Source organism: Tenacibaculum sp. nBUS_03, from assembly GCF_051201695.1.
Taxonomy (GTDB): domain Bacteria; phylum Bacteroidota; class Bacteroidia; order Flavobacteriales; family Flavobacteriaceae; genus Polaribacter.
In genome coordinates this window covers 721,774-743,856 of sequence record NZ_CP179214.1, presented here as the reverse complement: position 1 = coordinate 743,856, position 22,083 = coordinate 721,774, and the positions used below count along the sequence as shown (strand labels likewise).

The window sequence follows — 22,083 nt, the reverse complement described above, 5'->3', positions numbered from 1 at the left end:
CTGAGTCTAAAAAAATGGGGAAATTATTTTTAATATTGAAATTTAAAAACAAATTCGTGTGAACCACTACTATACTTAGAGATATCATTTGTAGTGAGTTCATAGGTATACTACAATTTGTGCTCTCTAATAAATTTAAACATTAGTAATTCTTTGTTTGTTTTCAATTGTTAAGAAAAAATAGACCCAGTCATTACTTCTGGGCCTAAAAAAATGGGAAAATTATTTTTAAAATTGAAATTTAAAAACAAATTCGTGTGAACCACTACTATACTTAGAGATATCATTTGTAGCGTGTTCATAAGCATATCCCATTTTGAATTCTTTAATAAATTTAAACATTAATAATCCGCTAAGAGATTCTTTTAATCTGTGAGAAATTCCAAATTCCACTTTATTTAAAAGACTAATTGTAGCTGTTAAATCAACTGACAACGGAACTCCATCTACGTAACGGGTCATAAAAGAAGGAGTAACTTTTAAGTTGTAATCATTTTCTAAATCAAACGTATACCCAGCTCCTAAATAAATATGAGGCGTATCAGAAGCAGAAGTAACAACATTACCTTCTTTTTCATATCTATCACTTTGTAACAAAACAGGGACTGATAAGCTAACGTAATAATTTTTTCCTTTTAAATATGCACCTGCACCAAAATTTGGGTTTACACGATTTACATTTTGATTATACAAAGGGTCTTGAATATTCAAAGAGTTTAAATCAGTATTAAAAAACGAAGCACCCGCTTTTAACCCTAAAAATAAATCATTATTTTCAGATAACTTTAATTTGTAAGAAACGTCAATATATACATCTGTTTCTTTTGCAATAAACACTTGATCGTTTACAATTGATAAACCTAAGCCTAAGTTTTTCCCTACTGGTGAAGAAATAGATAGTGTTTGTGTATTTGGTGCGTTTTCTATTCCCAACCATTGACCTCTTATTAGAGTAGTTAATTCTACACCATCACTAGAACCAGCATAAGCTGGGTTAATGATGTTCATGTTTAGGTTATACATTGTAAATGATGGATCTTGTTGTCCTTGAACTTTTACACATACCATTATTACTAATAAAGTAAGTGTATATTTTATATTATATAATTTCATTGTATATTTTTTTGATTGGTTCTTTTAGTAGTTTATATATAACCAACCTTGAATTGGACTAACACCAGGTTCATTTAAGTTGATGATATAATAGTAGGATCCTACTGGTAGTTTTTCAGTACTACCACCTCTTTGATTAGGTTTTGCATCCCAGTTATTTTGATAGTTATTCGCTTGATACATTTTTTCACCCCAACGATTAAATACTTCAACCTTGTTATTAGGGTAGTTATCTATGTTTTCTAGCACCCAAGTATCATTTAAACCATCATTGTTTGGTGAAAATCCTTTACTTAAAACAATCTCCTTACTATCACAAGCATCAGAAATTCCATCATTATCTTCATCAGGACCAGTAATTGTAACAATAGCTGTTTTTGTAGCACTATTTCCGCTACCATCAGTTACTGTTAATGTTACTGTTATATCGCCTAAAGTAGGGCAGGTAAAAGAACTTTGATCTAAAGTCATCGTTGTAATTCCGCTACAAGCATCGGTACTACCATTATCTATTTGTTGTGGTGTGATGTTTAAATTTCCGTCTACATCTATTGCTACTGTTATGTTTTGTGTAAGTACTGTAGGGGCTACTGTTTCAACAACGTTTACAGTTGCTGATGCGTTTGCAGTATTACCATAATTATCAACAATAGTTAAAGTAACTGTGTTGGGCTACATCGGCACATGTAAAATTGGTTACATCTAAAGTTCTTGTGTCAATACCACAATTATCAGCGCTACCATTATCAATATCTGTAACTGTAATAGAACCTTGCCCGTTTACGTCTAATGTTACAGTAACATCTTTCGTTGTTACAGTAGGAGCAGTTTTATCTTCTACTGTTACTATTGCTGTAGCTGTTTCACTTGTTGTTCCGTCATTAGCAGTTAACGTAACCGTATTCGTACCAATATTAGCACAACTAAAAGTTGATACATCTAAACTTAAAGTAGGACTACTATTACATCCACTTCCTGAACCATTATCAATTTGTTGAGGTTTAATCGTAGCATTTCCATTAGCATCTAACTGCACAGTTATATTTTGAGTTATAGCAGCTAATTGTGCATTTGGATTTGAGTTTACAGTTACTACAGCAGTTGCTGTATTTGTGTTTCCTGATGCATCTTCAACAGTTAACACCACATTATTTGCTCCTAAATTATTACAAGTAAAAGTACTTGTATTTAAACTCATAGAAGAGATCCCACAATTATCAGAAGAACCATTGTTAATATCAGTGGTATTAATACTTACTTGACCGTTTGCACCTAATTGAACAGTTATATTTTGAGCGATAACCGCAGGGGCTATATTATCAACAACAGTTACAGTAGCGGTAGTATCTGATGTGTTACCAGAGGTGTCTACCACTGTTAATTTAACTGTATTTGTACCTAAATCAGTACAAGTAAAACTTGTTTTATCTAAAGCTCTTGTAGCAATGGCACAGTTATCAGAAGAGCCGTTATCAATAAAAGCAACAGTTAATGTTCCTTGCCCGTTTGCATCTAATTCTAAAGTATAATCCTGAGCTACTATTGTTGGTGCTATTGTATCTATAATAGTTACTGTAGCAGTTGCAGTTGCACTGTTACCACCATCTGTAGCAGTTAAAGAAACTGTGTTTGTACCTAAATCAGCACAAGTAAAGATTGTTTTATCTAAACTTAAAGTAGGATTGCTATTACATCCACTTCCTGAACCATTATCAACTTGTTGAGGCGTAATTGTTGCATTTCCATTAACATCTAACTGGACAGTTATATTTTGAGTTACAGCAGCTAATTGTGCGTTTGGATTTGGATTTACAGTTACTACTGCAGTGGCAGTATTTGTGTTTCCTGAAGCATCTTCGACAGTTAATATTACATTATTTGTTCCTAAATTATTACATGTAAAAGTAGTTGTGTTTAAACTCATAGAAGAGATCCCACAATTGTCAGAAGATCCATTATTAATATCAGCAGTATTAATATTTACTTGACCGTTTGTGCCTAATTGAACAGTTATATTTTGAGTGACAACTGAAGGAGCTATATTATCTACAACAGTTACAGTAGCTGTAGCATCAGAAGTATTACCAGAAGTATCTACAACTGTTAATTTAACTGTATTTGTACCTAAATCAGCACAAGTAAAACTTGTTTTATCTAAAGTTTTTGTAGCAATGGCACAGTTATCAGAAGAGCCGTTATCAATAGTAGCAACAGTTAATGTTCCTTGCCCGTTTGCATCTAATTCTAAAGTATAATCCTGAGCTATTATTGTTGGTGCTATTGTATCTATAATAGTTACTGTAGCAGTTGCAGTTGCACTGTTACCACCATCTGTAGCAGTTAAAGTAACTGTGTTTGTACCTAAATCAGCACAAGTAAAGATTGTTTTATCTAAACTTAAAGTAGGATTGCTATTACATCCACTTCCTGAACCATTATCCACTTGTTGAGGCGTAATTGTTGCATTTCCATTAACATCTAACTGAACAGTTATATTTTGAGTTACAGCAGCTAATTGTGCGGTTGGATTTGGATTTACAGTTACTACTGCAGTGGCAGTATTTGTGTTTCCTGATGCATCTTCAACTGTTAATGTTACATTATTTGCTCCTAAATTATTACATGTAAAAGTAGTTGTATTTAAACTCATAGTAGAGATTCCACAATTATCAGAAGATCCATTATTAATATCAGCAGTATTAATATTTACTTGACCGTTTGTGCCTAATTGAACAGTTATATTTTGAGTGACAACTGAAGGAGCTATATTATCTACAACAGTTACAGTAGCTGTAGCATCAGAAGTATTACCAGAAGTATCTACAACTGTTAATTTAACAGTATTAGCCCCTAAATCAGCACAAGTAAAACTTGTTTTATCTAAAGTTCTTGTAGCAATGGCACAGTTATCAGAAGAGCCGTTATCAATACTAGCAACAGTTAATGTTCCTTGTCCGTTTGTGTCTAACTGTAACGTGAAGTTTTGTACTATTATTGATGGGTTTACATTATCAACTGTATTGATTGTAGCTACCGTAGAAACTGTATTATTTACACTATTTGAATCTTGAGCTACATTTGCTGGTACTTGGAGTGTAACTGTAGAAGCACAAATACTTGTTGGTGTTACTACTACAGTATATTCTGTTCCGCTTACGGCTGTAAAGTTACTTAAAGTAGCACCGGTTACTTGAATATCACTAATATCAAAACCACTTACTGCATTACTAAAATTAATTGTTGCCGTATAAGCCCCTGAAATATTTGTTGGAGAATTAGCAAAAGTAGGAATTGGAGCAGGAATTAAACTAAAAGTTGCAGTAACTGTTTTATCAGCATCCATTGTAATATTTGATGGGTTTGTAGTTCCTGCTAAAGCTCCTGACCATCCATCAAATTGATACCCTGTATCTGGAGTTGCTGTTAATGTAACAACTGTTCCATCAGCATATGCTCCATTATTATTTGGATTTGGGTTTGTAGCTACCGTTCCGTTTGTTGCATTGATAGTTAATGTTCTTTCTACATAAATAGGTGAACCATATTCGAAAGCTCCCATATCAACAGTAGTATTAAAAACACGGTTATTTCCTAATAAATCGGTATTACCTACAACCTTTGCATTATCTCCTGTATCAATTGCTGGAGAACCTATTTGTAAAGTAAAATCTGTAGTACTTGTAAATAATGGGTCTGAGTTATTTGTATTAGTAGCGCTTGTAATGCTATCATCATTAAAGTTTAATTCATCTATTGAATTATTAACAACTACTGAACTTACAGAGGTTGAGTATAGGTCTGTAATAGAACGTGTTGTAGCTCCTCCAGTAGTCGAGTTTCCCCAGAAAATAGAATTATTTAGCTGAGCATTAAAAACTCCAGTAACTCCAGATGGTCTGCTAATAGCAACAACAGCTCTGTTTAAGTTATTTAAATTATCAGTTCCTAAATCAATATTGTTAACATAAGTGTTATTTGTTAAGTTTAATGTTACATTAGATCCATTGTCTACTACTCTAAACCAAGATGCACTTCCACTTATTCCTTTAAGGCTTGAACTTAAATCAGCAACTAAATTATTTTCAAATAAACTATTAGTTACAGTTATATCAACATTTGTATTACCTCTAATAAAACTATAAATACCAGAGCCCCAACGCGACATATTATTAATAAATTTACAATTATCTATAATTAATGTACCTCTTGTACTAGCGATATTATTTAATTCGAATTCAGCTATTAAACCAGCATTATCATTACGACTAACATTATCTTTTATAATACAGTTTTTAAGGGTTAATTTGGAAATCGTTTTGTCTTTTATTATAGCTCCACCCTTTTCGCTACCACTTAAATTGTTATGAGCATTACTTATTGTTAATCCATCTAGTAGTAAATTATTACCTGTAGATGCAATATTGATTATATGATAACTATTATCTGTGTTACGTGTTGAATTAGCATAATTAGAAGGATAATCCGTTACATTTGTGTCATTTCCTTGTAAATCTCCTGATAAAATAGTTTCATTTGAGCCTATTATTCTTTGAGAAATGGCTGTCTCTGTCCCTGCAAAACCTCCGTATATTTTTATATTTTCTTTATTAATATTAAAATAGATTGTTCTAATTGTTGCGTCTGGTTTATATGTTCCAGTTGCAACCCAAATTGGTTTATCTGGTCCAGAAATTAAAATTGAACTACGTAAGTCGGTATATGCATTTGCCCAAGAAGACCCGTCGTTATTACCTGTTGCAGCATGGTTTACATATATATTACCTGCTGTTCTAATTGTTTTTACTGCAGACCATCCAGTAGTTCCAGTTGCTACGCATGGTTTTCTTAAATAAAAACTATATGGTGTTGAAGGATCTAAGCCGTTTATTGTTGTGTTATTTAGCACTTGTGTTACAATAGTTGCATTAGAAAAAGGTTCTGAACTTTTATGGTATGCAATATCATGTGATGTAGCAGGGGTTGCTAAAGTAATTGAAGTTTCGGTAATTGCTGTATTTGAAAACAAACTATTGCTAGGTGCCAAACAGAAACCACCAACATCTCTTATGTTTAAAATTTCTTGAGCTGATAACTCTCTGTTATAAATTAAAATATCATCAATATTTTCAGTGTATTTTAAATTTGTATTAAGAGTGTTATTTTTGTTATTTCCTAATACGATATTTCCTGGTACTTCAAAAATAGGTAATGTTCCTGCGTTTCCATAAAATTGATCATTTTCTTCATGTAAAGTTCCATCAATATGAACTGAAGCTAAACCGTAATAATTAATAGTCCCAGGCGCTTTATAACCCCTAAATCTTACTACTACATGATGCCAATTACCATCTGCAATAAAACCACTTGTAGCTGTAGTTCCTGAATATGCTTGTGCACTAGTAAATTTAGCTCTATGTTGCATTCTAACATCAGCAATTATTTTACCCCTGTAAAGCATTATTGAATATCCTTTCTGAGTACTTGCAAAATTGTTACTTCCTCCGTTTTTTTGACTATCGTCTATAATAGTTTTGTATTCAAACGTATCTGTAGTTGTTTTTACCCAAAATGAATATGTTATGTGTTGATTATGTTGAAAATATACTCTTGATAAGTAATCTCCATTTAAACTAATGGCTTTAGTATTGTTATTTAAACGATCGTTAACCTGAGTTAAGGCAGTACCATTTTGTGTAAAGTTGTTACTATTTACAGGGTCAACTAAGCTTCCATTTGTAAACTCATACATTGCCTGTAAACCATTTGTTGGTATTTGTGCGTAGGCTATACTACACAGAAATAGTAATAAATAAACTATTTTTTGTTTCATAATGTGTAATGATAAAATTTTGCACAACATTACTACTTTACTTAAATTAATTATCAAAGCACTTTGTGAATCGTAAATTGGGTTTGTGAATGGAAAAAAAACGTATGTGCATACTATTAATTTTACATAAAAGACTCAGTATTTATAGCCGATTATTTAATTTTTTCAAACAGAAAGTTAATAGGATTCAATTTGTTTTTTAGTTGTCGGAAACAAAGCATTGTTAGATTTTGCAATTTAAATACATGCAAATAAATCATTAATTTTCAGATGTTTTATTTATTTCAGCTTATTAAATTTTTCCCAAGACTGGATTTTTTTCAAACAAACGATATAATTTTATCTCTTTAATTACGTACTAAATGATTTTGTTTAAATGAATAAATTTTAGAAAGTGATTTAGTTGTTTTAATGTTTATTAAAGTTACATGTAAAAGTAAAGTTTTAATTAATTTTTATGGTAAACAGATCTAGGAGCACTAAATTGATCAGCAAATCTTAAAAGGGCCATAATTTAATAGAAGAAAGATAATTGTGGGATACTTAATATTGTTTTTTAAAAGGCATGGTTACTATAACTTTTGTGCCCATTGCAATATCGTTTTCGTATAAATCTTCAATAATATAGCCAATATGTTCATTAAATTGTTTTTTGAAAATTTTTAAACGCTTTTCAATTGCGCTAAGAGCAAATGATTCATGGTGATTTCCTTGTCGATCACCAATTTTTTTTGCCTTTACTCTACCAATACCGTTATCAATAATGGTACATTGTAAGATGTTATCGATGAAAGTAAAAATAATATTAAGTTCTTTTTTTCCTGATTTATGAAGTAAGCCATGTACTAACGCATTTTCTATAAATGGTTGTATTAATAAAGAAGGTACCTCTAATTCTTTATTTTCTGTGTAATTGATACTGTAGATAAACTCATTTCCAAAGCGTAGTTTTTCTAATTGTAAATACACTTTTAAAAACCGTAATTCTTTATTTATAGGTATGAAATCTTGATTTGAATAACTTAGCGCATTTCTGATTAATTCAGCAAATAAAACAATAGAATCATAAGTCGCATCAGTATCTTGTTTTAATACCAAATCTTGAATGGAGTTTAAAGCATTAAAGATAAAATGTGGATTCATTTGTGAACGTAATGCTGTTAGGTTGATTGCTATTAGTTCTTTTTCTAATGACAGTTTTTCTAATTGAATTCTTCGTTCTTTTTCTTTTTTCTTCATTTTGGCTTTAAAATAAAGAACAACGCTTCCAAAAATCAATATTGAAACACTTGTAATAAACCCTAACGTTTTCCAAAAGGGTTTTTTTATAACAAATTTGATTGTTTGTGTTTTTTTTAAATTATTTGGTTCTTTTGTAATTGGTTGTACCTCGAAGCTATAATTACCAGCAGGTAAACTAATGTATTTAACCGAATTTTTTCCAATTTCAGTAGTTTTCCAATTTTTATGTAAACCGTTTAAACGATACTTATACTTTCCTTTTTGATTGTATAAAAAACCGTTAACGTTAAAACCAAATTTTATAGCATTTTGATTGTGTTTTAACTCGTAATAAGAAGTTATCAATGTGTCTTTTTCGTTAATCTCTACTTTATTGAAATAAACTTCAGGGGATTGTTCCTTAAATGATTTTTCTTTGTCTATTGAAAAAATCCCTTTATCAGAAGAAAAGTAGACTTTATCATTAAACACTTCTATTCCAGAAATATCATACGATAAAACACCATCTCTCTTTGTTAATGTTTTAAACTCTTTGGTTACAATATCTAAAACCTGAATACTATTATCTAAAGCTATCCATAATTTGTTTTTATCAGCTTTTATTTTTTGAACCTTGTTAGAAGTCAGTCCTGAATTAATAGTATAATGTTCAACTACTTGTTCGTTTTTAATACCTAGAACACCATCTTTAAATGTTGCTACCCAAATAATATTATTTCTAGTTTTCGATATAGATTTACCATAAATGGGTTTATTCTTATAGTGTATTTTTTTTGAATTCCATAGGCTATCATATCGTACTAAACCATCGACATAATTTATGTAAGTTTCTTTTTTTAATATATTATAATATGAAGTATATGATCTTTTTCCAAGAAAAATAATAGTGTTTTTGTTTTTAACATCTGCATCTTTTAATAGTCGAACACTATTAAAGTTTACAAACAATAAATTTTGATTATCAATAATTGAAAATTGCTTTACAGCATTAAATCCACTAAGTTCTGTATATTTTAATGTTTTATAATCTAATAGATACGAACTACGATCTTTACTTATAAAAATACTGTTTTGTTTAGGATGGTATATTAGTTTAGAAACTCTATCATCGTTAGGTAAATTAATGATTTTTGAGGTGTTTATTTTTATATTATGGATACCAACATTTCCATTTGTTAGGCCAAAAACAAGAGTATTATCGTTTATTTTATCAATGCTAATCGTATTTTTATTTTTTGAAGAGATATTACAGGTTTCAATATGAATATTCGGAATTATATAAATACTGCTGTTTAATGTGGTACACCAATAATTATCATCTTTATCTTTAATTATTTTAGTGATGTTTTTATTTTTAAGAAACTGTTTTTTTAGGCTGAATTTATTTTCGTAATATTCAAATACCCATACTCCTTTATTAGTACCAATCCATACATTGTTACCATTTTCAAAAACAGTATATATATTATAATTGCTTATTATTTCAAAACCACCAATAGAACTCAAGTTTTTTGTAGAAGTATTAATTTTAAAAAATGTATTTACATTTAATCTATTTTGCGTCAAAAACAATTGGTTTTTAATTTTAAAAATGGTTGATTTTCTTTGACTAATCGTTAACCCATTTTTAGTTTTGCTTGCTAAATTTGTAGGAAATAAATCTTTAATTTTATTGGTTTCTGTTAATGAATTTATAGTTGCTTCAGTTTGATAATAAATTGTATTGTTATATTTAAAAGGAACACTTAAATTTTGATTTTTATTGATTATATGTTCTACTTGTTTTGTTACTAAGCTTATTTTTAAAATTTTAGATGAAGCGAATACCCATACATAAGATTTTTTAACTACAAAATCAGCTAATTCTCCTTTTAACTCCTTTTTTAAATCAACAAACAAGTTTAATTTATCATTATCTACATAAAAGAATTGACCTGAAATATTATTACACCAAACACGTTTTTTGGGTCCTTCTTGTACATTAAAAACTGATAAACCTCGTTGTAGTGTATTGGTATATTCTTTAAAGGTTTTACCATCATATTTAAAGAAACCTTTGTCTGCGCAAAGCCAAATGAAACCTTTGTAATCTTCTAAAATACTATAAAACTCTTTATCAGGTAAGCCTTCTTTTTCTGTAAAATTTACAGACACAGGTTCTTGCGCTATCATTACTAATGAAGCAGAAAATAGTAGTAAAAAACAAATATTTTTAAACAAGAAATTAATTTAATTAATGCGAAATAATATGTTCAAAATCAGCAATTTTAGTTCTTGAAATTTTTGCTGTAATCGTTCCATCTGCTAAAGTAATGTTTAATGTTGATTTATTTAGAAATTCAAGATACTCTAAATTGATAATCCAAGCTCTATGTGAACGAAAAAAGAGTTTGTTTTTAGGTAAAACGTCTTCAAAATATTTTAAATTCTTACTAGTAGTAATAGTATTCTTTTCTTTTAAAAGTATTTTTGTGTAGGCACCATCCGCTTCTATTGCTACTATTTGGTTTAAATTAATAATTCGTCTATTGCCTAATTCAGGAATAACAATTTTTTTACATTCCTTTTCTTTAATTGTTTTTAATAACAATTGGTAATCAACTAACTCTGCCTCTTTGCTTAATTTTTCAACCAGTTTTTGAAGTGTTATTGAAAGTTTACTTCTGTCAATAGGTTTAACTAAATAATCAATGGCATTTAATTCAAAAGCCTTTATGGCATATTGATCATATGCAGTAACAAAAATAATTTCGAAATTAATTTTATCAAAAAACTTTGAAATTTCATATCCCGCATAGTTTGGCATTTGAACATCTAAAAATACTACATTGGGTTTTAGTTCTTTTATTTGTTCAACACCCTCTTCTAAATTTTTACAAGTCGTAAGAATGTCAATTTCAAATGAAGATCGCTCTAATAAATTTGTAAGTACATTTCTTGCACTTTGCTCATCATCTATAAGTATTGCTCTAATTTTTGTCATGAATGCAAATATAACTATAGCGCAGTTGTTTTATAATATAGACTTTGTGAACGGCAAATTGAGTTTGTGAGTTAAAAAAAGTAAAACTTTATTTCTCTTTTACTTCCCAATACAAAAATTCCCAAATATATGTCCTAGAATATCTTTATCAACATCGTATTCGCCAGTAATATTTCCTAAATGACGTAAACACTCACGGATATCAATAGAAAATAAATCGGTAGAGATTTCTAGATCAATGCCTTGTTGTACAGAAGTAATAGCTATTAACGCATTATTTAAGGCTTCAAAATGTCGAGAATTGGTAACAATGGTTTCATTGTTACTTAAAGCTCCTGTATTTACTAAAGAAGTTAATTCTTTTCTTAATTCGTCAATTCCTGTTTTTTGTTTCGCTGAAAGTAAAATTAAATGCTCAATTTCTGATTGTAAAATAGCAGAGTCATGACATGATAATGTGTCAATTTTGTTTGCGATTACTAGTAAACGTTTAGTAGGAAAACGCTCTTTGATTGTTTCAATTTCCTCTAAAAATAAATCACTCGAATAAGAAAATTTATTCGAATCGATTAAGAAAATAATTAACTGCGCGTTTTCTGCTTTTTCATATGCTTTCTTTATACCAATATTTTCAACAACATCTTCAGTTTCTCGAATACCAGCAGTATCAATGAAACGAAAAGCAACCCCGTCAATAATAACTTCATCTTCAATAGCGTCTCGAGTGGTACCTGCAATATCAGAAACAATAGCTTTTTCTTCGTTTAATAAAACATTTAAAAGTGTTGATTTTCCAACATTGGGTTCTCCTATTATTGCAACTGGAATTCCATTTTTCATAGCATTTCCAAAAGCAAAAGAATCAATTAACCGTTTTAAAACAAATGTGATTTTTGAAACGAGTTCCTTAAATTTAGTTCTGTCAGCAAATTCAACATCTTCACCAGAAAAATCGAGTTCCAATTCAATTAAAGCAGCAAAGTCTAATAATTGACCACGTAATTCTTTTAATTCATTGGTAATTCCACCACGCATTTGTTGAATGGCCATTTGATGGGAAGCAGCAGAGTTTGAAGCGATAACATCCGCAACAGCTTCCGCTTGACTTAAATCCATTTTACCATTTAAGAAGGCACGCATAGTAAATTCACCATTATCGGCCATTCTACAGCCATTTTGTAAAAATAATTGTATAATTTCTTGCTGAATAAAGCTAGATCCATGGCATGAAATCTCTACAACATTTTCGCCAGTATATGAATGTGGGTTTTTAAAAATAGAAACTAGTACTTGATCAATAATACGATCATTACTTACAATATGTCCCAAATGTAGTGTATGAGATTTTTGGGTACGTAGCGATTTAACCTTCTTAATCGATTTAAAAAAAGAATCAACAATTTCAATAGATGTATCTCCTGAAAGTCTAATTACAGCAATGGCTCCAACACCTGCTGGAGTAGCTAAAGCAATAATGGTATCGTTTTGAATCATGGTGCAAATATACACAGTAAAATAGAGATATAAATTTACTTTTTGTAACAAAACGGCATGTTAAGCGTCTTATTTTTACAATTAACCTCTATATACATATGAAAAGAAATAAACAATTATTAGTGTTAACTCATTTAAGTCAATTATTAGATTTTGTAACAGGAATAGGAGGATTCATAGTTCCACTTATTATATGGGCCGTAAAAAAGGATGAAATTTTACATATGGATGAGCAAGGGAAAGCTATTTTAAATTTTAGAATAACGATGTTCTTATACGCATTAATATGTATACCATTAGTATTATTCTTTGGTTTAGGATTATTAGGATTTTTAGTAATTGGAGCTGCTTATGTTATACTTCCAATATTAAATGCAATAAAAGTGAGTAATAATGAACACCCAAGTTATCCTTTTAGCATTAAGTTTCTATAAAAAATAATTACTTTAGGTTGTATTATATTAATATTTTTATTGATGAATAAAAATATTAGTATAATACCAAACCCCTTTATTGTTTTGTAATGCAGTAATATTAAAGTGCGTATAATCTCCCTCAATATTTTTTCGGTGTCCACTACTATTTAACCAACCATTTACCACGGACTTTGCTGAAGAATATCCAGAAGCAACATTTTCAGAAGTACTGGTAGCTTTTGCATTTTTTTTAAGATAATTAGCACGTTCGTCAAAGTTATCGTGTGATATTTTATCTTCTTGAATCATGTAATTTGTATGATTATTAGTTTGTGTTTTTATGATAGCTAATGTTTCAAGTTTTTTTAAATTTAAGTTGGTTCTGTGAGTATTAATTAATAACAGAATTTCAGTTTCCATAGAAGTATTTATACTATTTTCGTTTTCTTCAATAATAGTATCAGAAGAACATGAAAAAAATAGGGTAGCTAGTAAGAGGGTACTTAGTTTAAATAAAAGTGTTTTCATATTATACAGCTTGTTTAATGAAATCTTCATATTCATAAAAAAATAGTTCAAATTCATTCATTGTATCAACAAAAAACTCATAACATTCCTGCCAAGTGTTTTTATTGTGTATGCTAAATTTTTTTTCAAAAGGAATGTATATACGTCTAATAATTTTTCGATTATCTAACTCAAAATTATCATTATAAATAACTTCGGGTAAATATTCTGTTTCTAGTATTTTTTTTAATGAAATTAGTTGGTCGTACAGTAACTCATTTGCTATTTCTTCAGGATGTTCAAAATCTAGGCAAACTGAAGCTTTTTTTCTGTCTGCTTGAAATTTAAACGCGAACCCTTTAATTTTAGTGTTGTATAACAACCATTTTCTTGGAAAAGATTTTCCAAAGCTTGTCCAAAATTCTTTTCTTAATTGAGCAGATTCTTCTTTACTAAACATTTTATGAGTTATTAAGTTTTCAATAATTAATAAACTATTGTATTCCTTTATTATCCGTGAACTTTAGCAGTAGTACCTCTAGTTTTCATCATTTCAGCTTCAAAAGCTAATAAATCACTCCACTTTTTATTAACAATGCTTTTGTCCATATACTTTCTTGCATACCCTAAAAATAAGGTGTAATGATTAGCTTCAGAAACCATTAAATCTATATAAAATTTAGAAAGTTGCTCATCTTGTAAGTTATCAGCAAAAACTTTAAAACGTTCACAACTTCTTGCTTCAATTAAAGCGGCAACTAATAATCTGTGTACAAGGGCTTCTTTACGATTTCCTGTATGCGGAAAAAATTTTTGCAATTTTAAAGCATAATCATTTTTTGTAGCTTGACCTAATACCATGTTACGTTCAATCATAATATTATGAACCATTCTAAAATGTTCCATTTCTTCAATGGCAATATCACTCATATCTTTGACAAGTGCAGTTTCTTCAGAGTAATTTATAATAATTGAAACAGCATTAGAAGCAGCTTTTTGTTCAGCAAAAGCATGGTCTGTTAATAGCTGTTGTAATCCATTTTTAGCAACATCAACCCATGAAGTTTCTGTATCGAATTTTAATCCAAGCATAATTTAAATTTGAAAGTGTAAAAGTAAAAAATATAAGCTCTTTTAGCTAAAACATTAAGTAAAATAACTAACTTTGAATAAAATTAAATATTTAAAGAAAAAGAACTGTTTTAAATGAAAAGAGTCTATCAAATTATTATTATGCTAGTAATTGTTCTAGCTATTCAATCATGTAAAAATAACGAACCTAAGGAGAGTAATGTTCATGACTATAGTGAATATGTTTCAGTTTTTCCTGAGAATTTAATATCAACTACTTCTAGTTTTGATTTTTTATTAACAAAGAAAGTAAACGTAACTAATGTAAAAAATGATGTTTTAACTATAACGCCCAAAGTAAAAGGGGAGGTTGTTTTAAAAGATAATTTATTAACTTTTGTTCCTGCTGAAAAACTACAAAGTAATCAAGAGTATAATGTAACGCTACATTTATCAAAATTATATGACGGTATCGACAGTAACTTGAAAGATTTTACAGTTAAAGTTATGACAAAAAAGATTTTGTTTACTGTAGCCTTAAAGTCACCCACCGTATTAAACAAAGATGAATACTATATTGAAGGAATTTTAACAGCAAGTGATGTAATTGAAAGTTCTAAACTTTCAGGGTTGGTAAGTGCAAAGTATAATGGAAAAGCTACAGAAGTTAAATTTGACACTTCTGAAAAATTTGTTTCTAAAGCTACTTTTAAAATCGATAAATTAAAACGATTTGAAGATGATAAAAGTATAAAGGTTTTATGGAACGGTAAAGCTATCAACTCAATATCTAAGGGAGAGAGAGAGTTATCAATTACAGGTAAAAATAATTTCAAAATATTGGACGTTGAAGTCATTGATACAGAAAAACAGCATATTGAAATTAGTTTTTCTGATGAAATTAAGAAGGCTCAAGATTTAAAAGGGCTTATTCAGTTTGTGAATACCCAAAAACGATATTTTACCTATGCTGTTAATAATAACGTAGTAACAATTTATCCAAAAGCTTCATTCAAAAATAAAGTTGATATTGAAATATTTAAAGGGATTAAAAGCATTGATGGTTATGCTTTAAAAGAAAGTTACACTAAAACATTACATTTCAAACAACTAAATCCTCAAGTAAATTTTATCAAAAGCGGAACAATTATTCCAAATTCTAAAAATTTAAAGATAAACTTTAAGGCTGTTAATCTTAAGGCTGTTGATGCAACCATTTATAAAATTTATAAGGATAATGTTTTACAATTTTTACAATACAATAATTTAAGTAATAAAGGTAATTTACGGTACGTAGGAAGGCCAGTAGCAAGTTATACTGTAAACCTAACAAATCAAGGAGTTGATTTGACAAAAGAGAATGCCTTTGCTATAGATTTAGCTGAAATTATTACTGTTGAAAATGGTGCTATGTATAGAGTTGAATTGTCATTTAAAAAAGAGTATTCAAATTACACTTGTGATGAAACACTTTCAACAGCTACAATTGTTTATGGTAAAAAAGAAGTAAATACTAAAGCGTATGATTCTCCTAATTACTATAATGATAACTATCGAAGCTATAGTTGGAGGGATAGAAAAAATCCTTGTACAGAATCCTATTTTTACAATAAAAAAATTAGCACAAATATTTTGGCGACTAATTTGGGAGTAACAGTTAAAAAAGGAAATAATAGTACAGTTTTTATTGCTGTATCTGATTTACTTTCAACTAAGCCAGTTGAAGGAGCTAAGGTAACTTTATATAATTTACAACAACAACCAGTTATTGAAACAACTACAAACAACGAAGGAATTGTAAATATTGATGGAATAACCAATGCATTTTTTGCTGTTGTAACTAATAAAAATAGCACAACCTATATTAAACTTAATGATGGAAACTCATTGTCAATGAGTAAGTTTGATGTTTCAGGAATAAAACTTCAAAAAGGTATTAAGGGATATATTTATGGAGAAAGAGGGGTTTGGAGGCCTGGAGAATCAGTTATTCTTAACTTTTGTTTTAAATGATAATGCGAATCCGATTCCTGAACAACATCCCATAAAATTTGAGTTGATTAATCCACAAGGAAAAATTATTGAGCGTAAAGTGTTGTTTAAAACTCCTAAAAATGTATATGCGTATTCACCTGAAATAAACAGGGATGCGGTTACAGGTAATTGGAAGTTAAGAGTAAGTGTAGGTGGAGCAGTATTTAATAAGAGCTTAAAAATAGAAACGATTAAACCTAACCGTTTAAAAATTAAGTTACATACCAAAGCAGATTTTATTAAGGCGAATACTGCTATTGATGGAGATGTAGCAGTAATGTGGTTGCATGGCGCTATTGCTAGAAATTTGAAGTTAGATATTAATGGGAAATTTACTCAAACAGTAACCACTTTTCCTAAGTATTCAAATTATAAGTTTGATGATATTACAAGAAGATTTGGTACAGAGGAATTTAAAGTTTTAAAAGGAAGTTTAAATAACGAAGGAAAAACTACTTTTTCAGTAAAACCAAGATTGGCTAATAAAGCTCCAGGTATGTTAAAAGCTAGTTTTATAACCAAAGTATATGAAAATGGCGGTGATTTTAGTACTGATGTGTTTTCAAAGAAAGTATCACCATACACATCATATGCAGGGCTATTGAATGCAGAAGAGCAACAGTCAAGAAATTATTTATTTACAGATGAGAAGTATACGTTTAATGTAGCTTCAGTTAATGACGAAGGAGTAGGTATCCGAAATAGTTTAGAGGTAAAGGTATATAAATTATCATGGAGATGGTGGTGGAGTACATCTGATAATGGCCTATCTACTTATGATGGAACCCGTTATCACCAACCATATAAAACGTTACAGGTAAATACGAATGCAAACGGTAAAGGTTCTTTTGATTTAAAAGTAGATGAAGGAGATTGGGGGCGTTATTTAATTAAAGTAACAGATAAAAAAAGTAAGCATGTAACTTCAAGTATTACATATTTCGATTGGCCTTCTTGGTATGGAAAGAAAAAAGGAAGTCAAGACAAAACAAATGCTACGATGTTAGTGTTTACAACAGATAAGGAATCATATCAGGTAAATGAAACAGCTACAGTAAAGTTTCCTTCATCTGAAGGAGGAAGAGCTTTGATTACTATTGAAAATGGTGTAGAAGTATTAGATAGTTTTTGGGTAGAAACAAATGATAAACAAACTGAATTTAGTTTTCCAGTCCTAGCTAATTATACACCTAATGTGTTTGTAAATATCTCATTGTTACAAAAACATAATCAAACAGTAAATGATTTACCGATAAGAATGTATGGTTCAATACCAATGTTGGTAAATGATCCATCTACAAAATTAGAGCCTGAGATCAGTATGGCAGATGAATTACGACCTGAATCAATTGCTAAAATTAAAATAAAGGAGGAAAAAGGGAAAGCCATGACCTATACAATTGCTTTAGTTGATGATGGTTTGTTAGATTTAACACGTTTTAAAACACCTAACCCTTGGAGTACATTTTATGCTCGTCAATCATTAGGTGTAAAAACATGGGATGTTTTTGATGATGTATTAGGAGCCTATGGTGGTAAGGTAAATCAAATATTAAGTATTGGAGGAGATGAAGCAGAAGCAGGAAGTAAGAACAAAAAAGCAAATAGGTTTAAACCTATGGTTGTTTATTTAGGGCCTTTTAATTTGTCAAAGGGAGAAACTAAGGAACATGTAGTTAACATACCAAAATATGTGGGGTCAGTTCGTGCAATGGTCGTTGCCACTGATATAAAAAATGATGCATATGGGAGTGATGAAAAAACAGCTTTTGTTCGTAAACCTGTAATGATTTTAGCCTCGTTACCACGTAAAATAACACCAAAAGAAACAGTTACTTTACCTGTTACTGTTTTTGCAATGAAACCTTCAGTGAAAAAAGTAAAAGTAACAGTAAAACCTGATGATTCTTATACTATTGTTGGAGACAAAACCCAAACAGTAACGTTCAATCAGCCTGATGAAAAAATGGCATACTTTACGTTAAAAGTTAACGACTTTAAAGGTGTCGGTAAAGTAAATATTGAAGCTGTCTCTGGAAGTGAAAAAGCGTCTTATGAAGTAGAAATAGATGTATTAAATCCCAATCCATTAACAACTGAAGTAAAAGATTTAATTTTAAAATCAAACGAACAAAGTGAAATAAATTTCTCAACTTTTGGAACGCAAGGAACAAATGCTGTAAGTATTGAGTTATCTACTTTACCACCAATGAATTTTACAAAGCGTTTGGGATATTTAATTCAATATCCACATGGATGTGTAGAGCAAACTACATCTAGTGCTTTTCCTCAATTATATTTAGCTGAAATCTTTGAATTGTCAGCAGAGAAAAAGGAATCTATTGAAAGAAATATCAAAGCAACAATTCAACGTTTGTCTAATTTTCAATTATCAAATGGAGGTTTATCTTATTGGCAAGGAAATGGTAGTGCAAATAGTTGGGGTACATCTTATGCAGGTCATTTTATGATTGAAGCAGCAAAAAAAGGGTATGTATTACCCATTGGATTTAGGTCAAAATGGATTGAATATCAAAAGCAAGAATCGAGAAATTGGAGAAACAATTCAACATATTATAACAATGCTTTAACTCAAGCCTACAGATTATATACGTTAAGTATAGCAAATAGTCCTGATTTAGCATCAATGAATCGTTTAAGAGAAACCAAATCTATTTCTAATGAAGCTAAAATGCGATTAGCTGCAGCTTATGCTTTAATTGGTAAAAAATCAATAGCAAAATCTATTTTAAACAGTTTGTCATCTGAAAATTATTCTAAGAGGTATTATTATAATTATGGATCAGAAACTAGAAATAAAGCAATGGCTTTAGAAACTTATACATTATTAAATGAAGAAACAAAAGCGATTAAATTAGCTACAGAAATTGCAGAGGTTTTATCTAGCGAACGTTGGATGAGTACACAAACTACCTCATATAGTTTATTGGCTATAAGCAAATACGCACTTCAAAATGGAGAGACTTCAGGTATTAACGCTAGTTACTCATTTAATAACAACGCTGAAAAAGTTAATACATCTAAATCATTGTATGCGAAAGATTTGACTGTCTTGAAAAAAGAGAATCAACTAAAAGTATCTAATAAAAATAAAGGTGTTTTATACATAAGAGTTTTTAATAAAGGAATTTTACCAGTTGGGGAAGAAAAAGTTGTTCAAAAAAACTTAGAAGTTACCTTAGCATACAAAACAAAAGAAGGAAGTAGAATTGAACCTAATAGCTTGTCGCAAGGAACCAATTTTGTTGCTGAAGTAACAGTAAGAAATTCAACAAATGATAAAATAGAAAATGTAGCTTTAACACAATTTATCCCATCTGGATGGGAAATAATTAATACCCGTTTTACAGATTTTGGAAACAGTACAAGTTCTTCAAAAGTTGATTTTACTGACATTAGAGATGCAAGTATTAGTAATTACTTTACCTTAAATGAGTATGAAACTAAAACATTTAGAGTGTTATTGAATGCTTCGTATTTAGGAGACTACTATTTACCAGGAATTCAAGTAGAAGCGATGTATGACAATGATTACATAGCACGAAATAAAGGACAATGGGTAAAAGTTATTAAGTAAATTAAAAATTACATTTTTTTACTTTGTGATTATACTTAATTTAAAAACATGGTTTATGATTAAATAAACCATGTTTTTTAGGTTTAAGGTAAGAGTAGAATGATAATATGAGAGTTATTGTGCTTTTATGGATTAAAAATAAGAGGTAGTTAGAATCATATATTGTGAAATACCCCCCTGATTTATATATTTGCCAACCTAATTTAAAAGAACGAAGCTATGGTAAAGAAAGTAGTATACATTTTTATGTTTACCTTATTGGTATCTTGTTATCCAGCCAAACATTTTATAAAGAATATACATAAAAGTGAAAAGGTATTGAGTTCTGAATCAATGCTGATTGTTGCAAATAATGACGTAACTATAAATAGTTTTAAAAAAACATTTAAGAAAAATTATGAAAACAATAAAGTGTTTTTAAAATCGTATGTTAATGATTTTGTTTCATCATTAAAGGTCAACAAATTATATTCTAATTTAGATATAGATTTAAGTGATAGATGGAAGGTGCTTTCTGATGGCTACAACAAAAGTAATAACGATACGATTAACATGCTTTTTACAAAAACAGATAAAAAATATGTGTTGTATTTAAAGGGAGTTAAAATAGATAATTATGTTGTTTCTACTTACTCACCTGGATTTGGTCCAGGATCAATGGGAACGCATAATTCAACTGAGTATTGCACAGTAAGTGTTACTGTAGTAATTTACGATACAAAGGCAATGAAACAAGTTTTAGAGTTTGAATCAGTAGGCGAAAGTTCAGTATTCCTTTTTGATTTCACTAAAACATTTTTTAAAGCTAAAGACAGATCTATTGAAAACGCAATAAAATATTTAAAAACAGGCAAAACTTCATAATGAAAGTCTGTTAGTTTTACTCGCGAAATAAAAGAGGTTGAATCAATTTATGATTTTAACCTCTTTTTTTTGATTAAAAATAAAACTCTCTTATACCTGAATTTTAAACGTCTAGAGTTTTTTTTAAGAATAGAGTATGTATAAATATTAAACTAGTAGTATGATTATAAAATAGTTATATAGAAGTAAGGCTGTTTAATAGAGAAAACTAACTAAAATTTAATACGTACTTATTATGAACTTAATTTCAATTATTTCTCCAGTAATAGATCAAATGGAGAGTTCTCATTTAAAAACTCAGTTATCTACTTATTTTCCATTACAAAGAGACAAACTTTCTGTTATAGAAGAGTCTTTTATAGAGTTTACATCTCAAAGGCAAAGCCAAGAAGTATTAAACATATTTTTTAAGAGTTGGAGTCAAACTAATAATAGTGCAATGACAGTTGCTGGTTTAAGTAATCGTATGACAATGATTATTCATAAAAATCAACAGGTAAAAAGTGAATATGATTTGTTTAGATCGGTATCAAGTTTAAATAGAATTGTAGATGAAGACTTAGCAGTAGTAGGTAGAATATTACATTCTAAATTATTCTATAATATGGCAACGAGTATTTCTGGAAATGATTATTGGTTATCGAATGTGTTTTTAAATAAAGAAGCCATAGCATTTAAAGCTTGGAAGGATAAAAATTCGTTACGTAATAAAGACATTATGATAGGTTTGTTAACAACTTTAGTTCATGAAATCTATACGCATGGAGAAGTAGAATTTATCATCCCTTTATTTGAGAATTGGTTGAAAGATGAAGACCGTTTAACTGAGGTAGAAATTGATAGAGCTCTTGCATGGATACGAGTTCATTGTGGTCCGAACAGAGAAGAATCATTTTTTTCATGCTGTAGATGCGGTTAATTCTTATGCGAA

14 protein-coding genes are annotated in these 22,083 nt (G+C 29.6%); 5 read left to right on the top strand and 9 right to left on the bottom strand.

Annotation, left to right across the window (positions count from 1 at the left end):
• Positions 1-228: 228 nt before the first annotated feature.
• From ACMFBB_RS03460 to mnmE, 6 genes are all read right to left on the bottom strand, one after another.
• A complete protein-coding gene (locus tag ACMFBB_RS03460; protein ID WP_435263067.1) occupies positions 229-1,113 on the bottom strand; it encodes a PorP/SprF family type IX secretion system membrane protein in 885 nt (294 codons plus the stop codon).
• A gap of 24 nt (positions 1,114-1,137) precedes the next feature.
• The gene (locus ACMFBB_RS03455) at positions 1,138-1,584 is read right to left on the bottom strand and encodes a gliding motility-associated C-terminal domain-containing protein (protein WP_435263066.1); all 447 of its coding nucleotides are present in this window, start codon (positions 1,582-1,584) and stop codon (positions 1,138-1,140) included.
• Positions 1,585-1,756: 172 nt separating this feature from the next.
• Positions 1,757-6,943 (bottom strand): InlB B-repeat-containing protein, encoded by a 5,187-nt coding sequence (locus ACMFBB_RS03450; RefSeq protein WP_435263065.1) that lies wholly within the window; start codon positions 6,941-6,943, stop codon positions 1,757-1,759.
• Positions 6,944-7,486: 543 nt separating this feature from the next.
• Positions 7,487-10,357 carry a histidine kinase gene (locus ACMFBB_RS03445; protein WP_435263064.1) on the bottom strand — a complete coding sequence of 957 codons (2,871 nt, stop codon included), beginning with the start codon at positions 10,355-10,357 and terminating at the stop codon, positions 7,487-7,489.
• Between the two features lie 61 nt (positions 10,358-10,418).
• Entirely contained in the window at positions 10,419-11,168 is a 750-nt protein-coding gene (locus ACMFBB_RS03440; RefSeq protein ID WP_435263063.1) for a LytR/AlgR family response regulator transcription factor, read from the bottom strand.
• 99 nt (positions 11,169-11,267) lie between these two features.
• Entirely contained in the window at positions 11,268-12,662 is a 1,395-nt protein-coding gene (gene mnmE / locus ACMFBB_RS03435; protein ID WP_435263062.1) for a tRNA uridine-5-carboxymethylaminomethyl(34) synthesis GTPase MnmE, read from the bottom strand.
• 98 nt (positions 12,663-12,760) lie between these two features.
• Between mnmE and ACMFBB_RS03430 the strand changes: the two genes are divergently transcribed.
• Positions 12,761-13,096, top strand: a complete 336-nt coding sequence (locus tag ACMFBB_RS03430) for a DUF4870 domain-containing protein (protein ID WP_435263061.1) — start codon at positions 12,761-12,763, stop codon at positions 13,094-13,096.
• Between the two features lie 36 nt (positions 13,097-13,132).
• On the opposite strand, the gene ACMFBB_RS03425 is transcribed toward ACMFBB_RS03430, so the two are convergent.
• The 3 genes from ACMFBB_RS03425 to ACMFBB_RS03415 are packed head-to-tail and all read right to left on the bottom strand — an operon-like array spanning position 13,133 to position 14,677.
• Positions 13,133-13,606, bottom strand: a complete 474-nt coding sequence (locus ACMFBB_RS03425) for a CAP domain-containing protein (RefSeq protein WP_435263060.1) — start codon at positions 13,604-13,606, stop codon at positions 13,133-13,135.
• Position 13,607: 1 nt separating this feature from the next.
• The gene (locus ACMFBB_RS03420; protein WP_435263059.1) at positions 13,608-14,045 is read right to left on the bottom strand and encodes a DUF4268 domain-containing protein; all 438 of its coding nucleotides are present in this window, start codon (positions 14,043-14,045) and stop codon (positions 13,608-13,610) included.
• A gap of 50 nt (positions 14,046-14,095) precedes the next feature.
• A complete protein-coding gene (locus tag ACMFBB_RS03415) occupies positions 14,096-14,677 on the bottom strand; it encodes a tRNA-(ms[2]io[6]A)-hydroxylase (protein WP_435263058.1) in 582 nt (193 codons plus the stop codon).
• A gap of 114 nt (positions 14,678-14,791) precedes the next feature.
• Here ACMFBB_RS03415 and ACMFBB_RS03410 point away from each other — a divergent pair, with 114 nt between their 5' ends.
• The 4 genes from ACMFBB_RS03410 (at position 14,792) to ACMFBB_RS03395 (ending at position 22,071) form a co-directional block, all read left to right on the top strand.
• Complete coding sequence (locus tag ACMFBB_RS03410) at positions 14,792-16,669, top strand: hypothetical protein (RefSeq protein ID WP_435263057.1); 1,878 nt, start codon at positions 14,792-14,794, stop codon at positions 16,667-16,669.
• Positions 16,608-20,288: an alpha-2-macroglobulin family protein gene (locus ACMFBB_RS03405; protein ID WP_435263056.1), complete on the top strand. Its 3,681-nt coding sequence runs from the start codon at positions 16,608-16,610 to the stop codon at positions 20,286-20,288. The genes ACMFBB_RS03410 and ACMFBB_RS03405 overlap by 62 nt, the downstream gene beginning before the upstream one ends.
• A gap of 219 nt (positions 20,289-20,507) precedes the next feature.
• Entirely contained in the window at positions 20,508-21,152 is a 645-nt protein-coding gene (locus tag ACMFBB_RS03400; RefSeq protein ID WP_435263055.1) for a hypothetical protein, read from the top strand.
• Between the two features lie 235 nt (positions 21,153-21,387).
• Positions 21,388-22,071, top strand: a complete 684-nt coding sequence (locus ACMFBB_RS03395) for a hypothetical protein (RefSeq protein WP_435263054.1) — start codon at positions 21,388-21,390, stop codon at positions 22,069-22,071.
• The last annotated feature ends 12 nt before the right edge of the window (positions 22,072-22,083 follow it).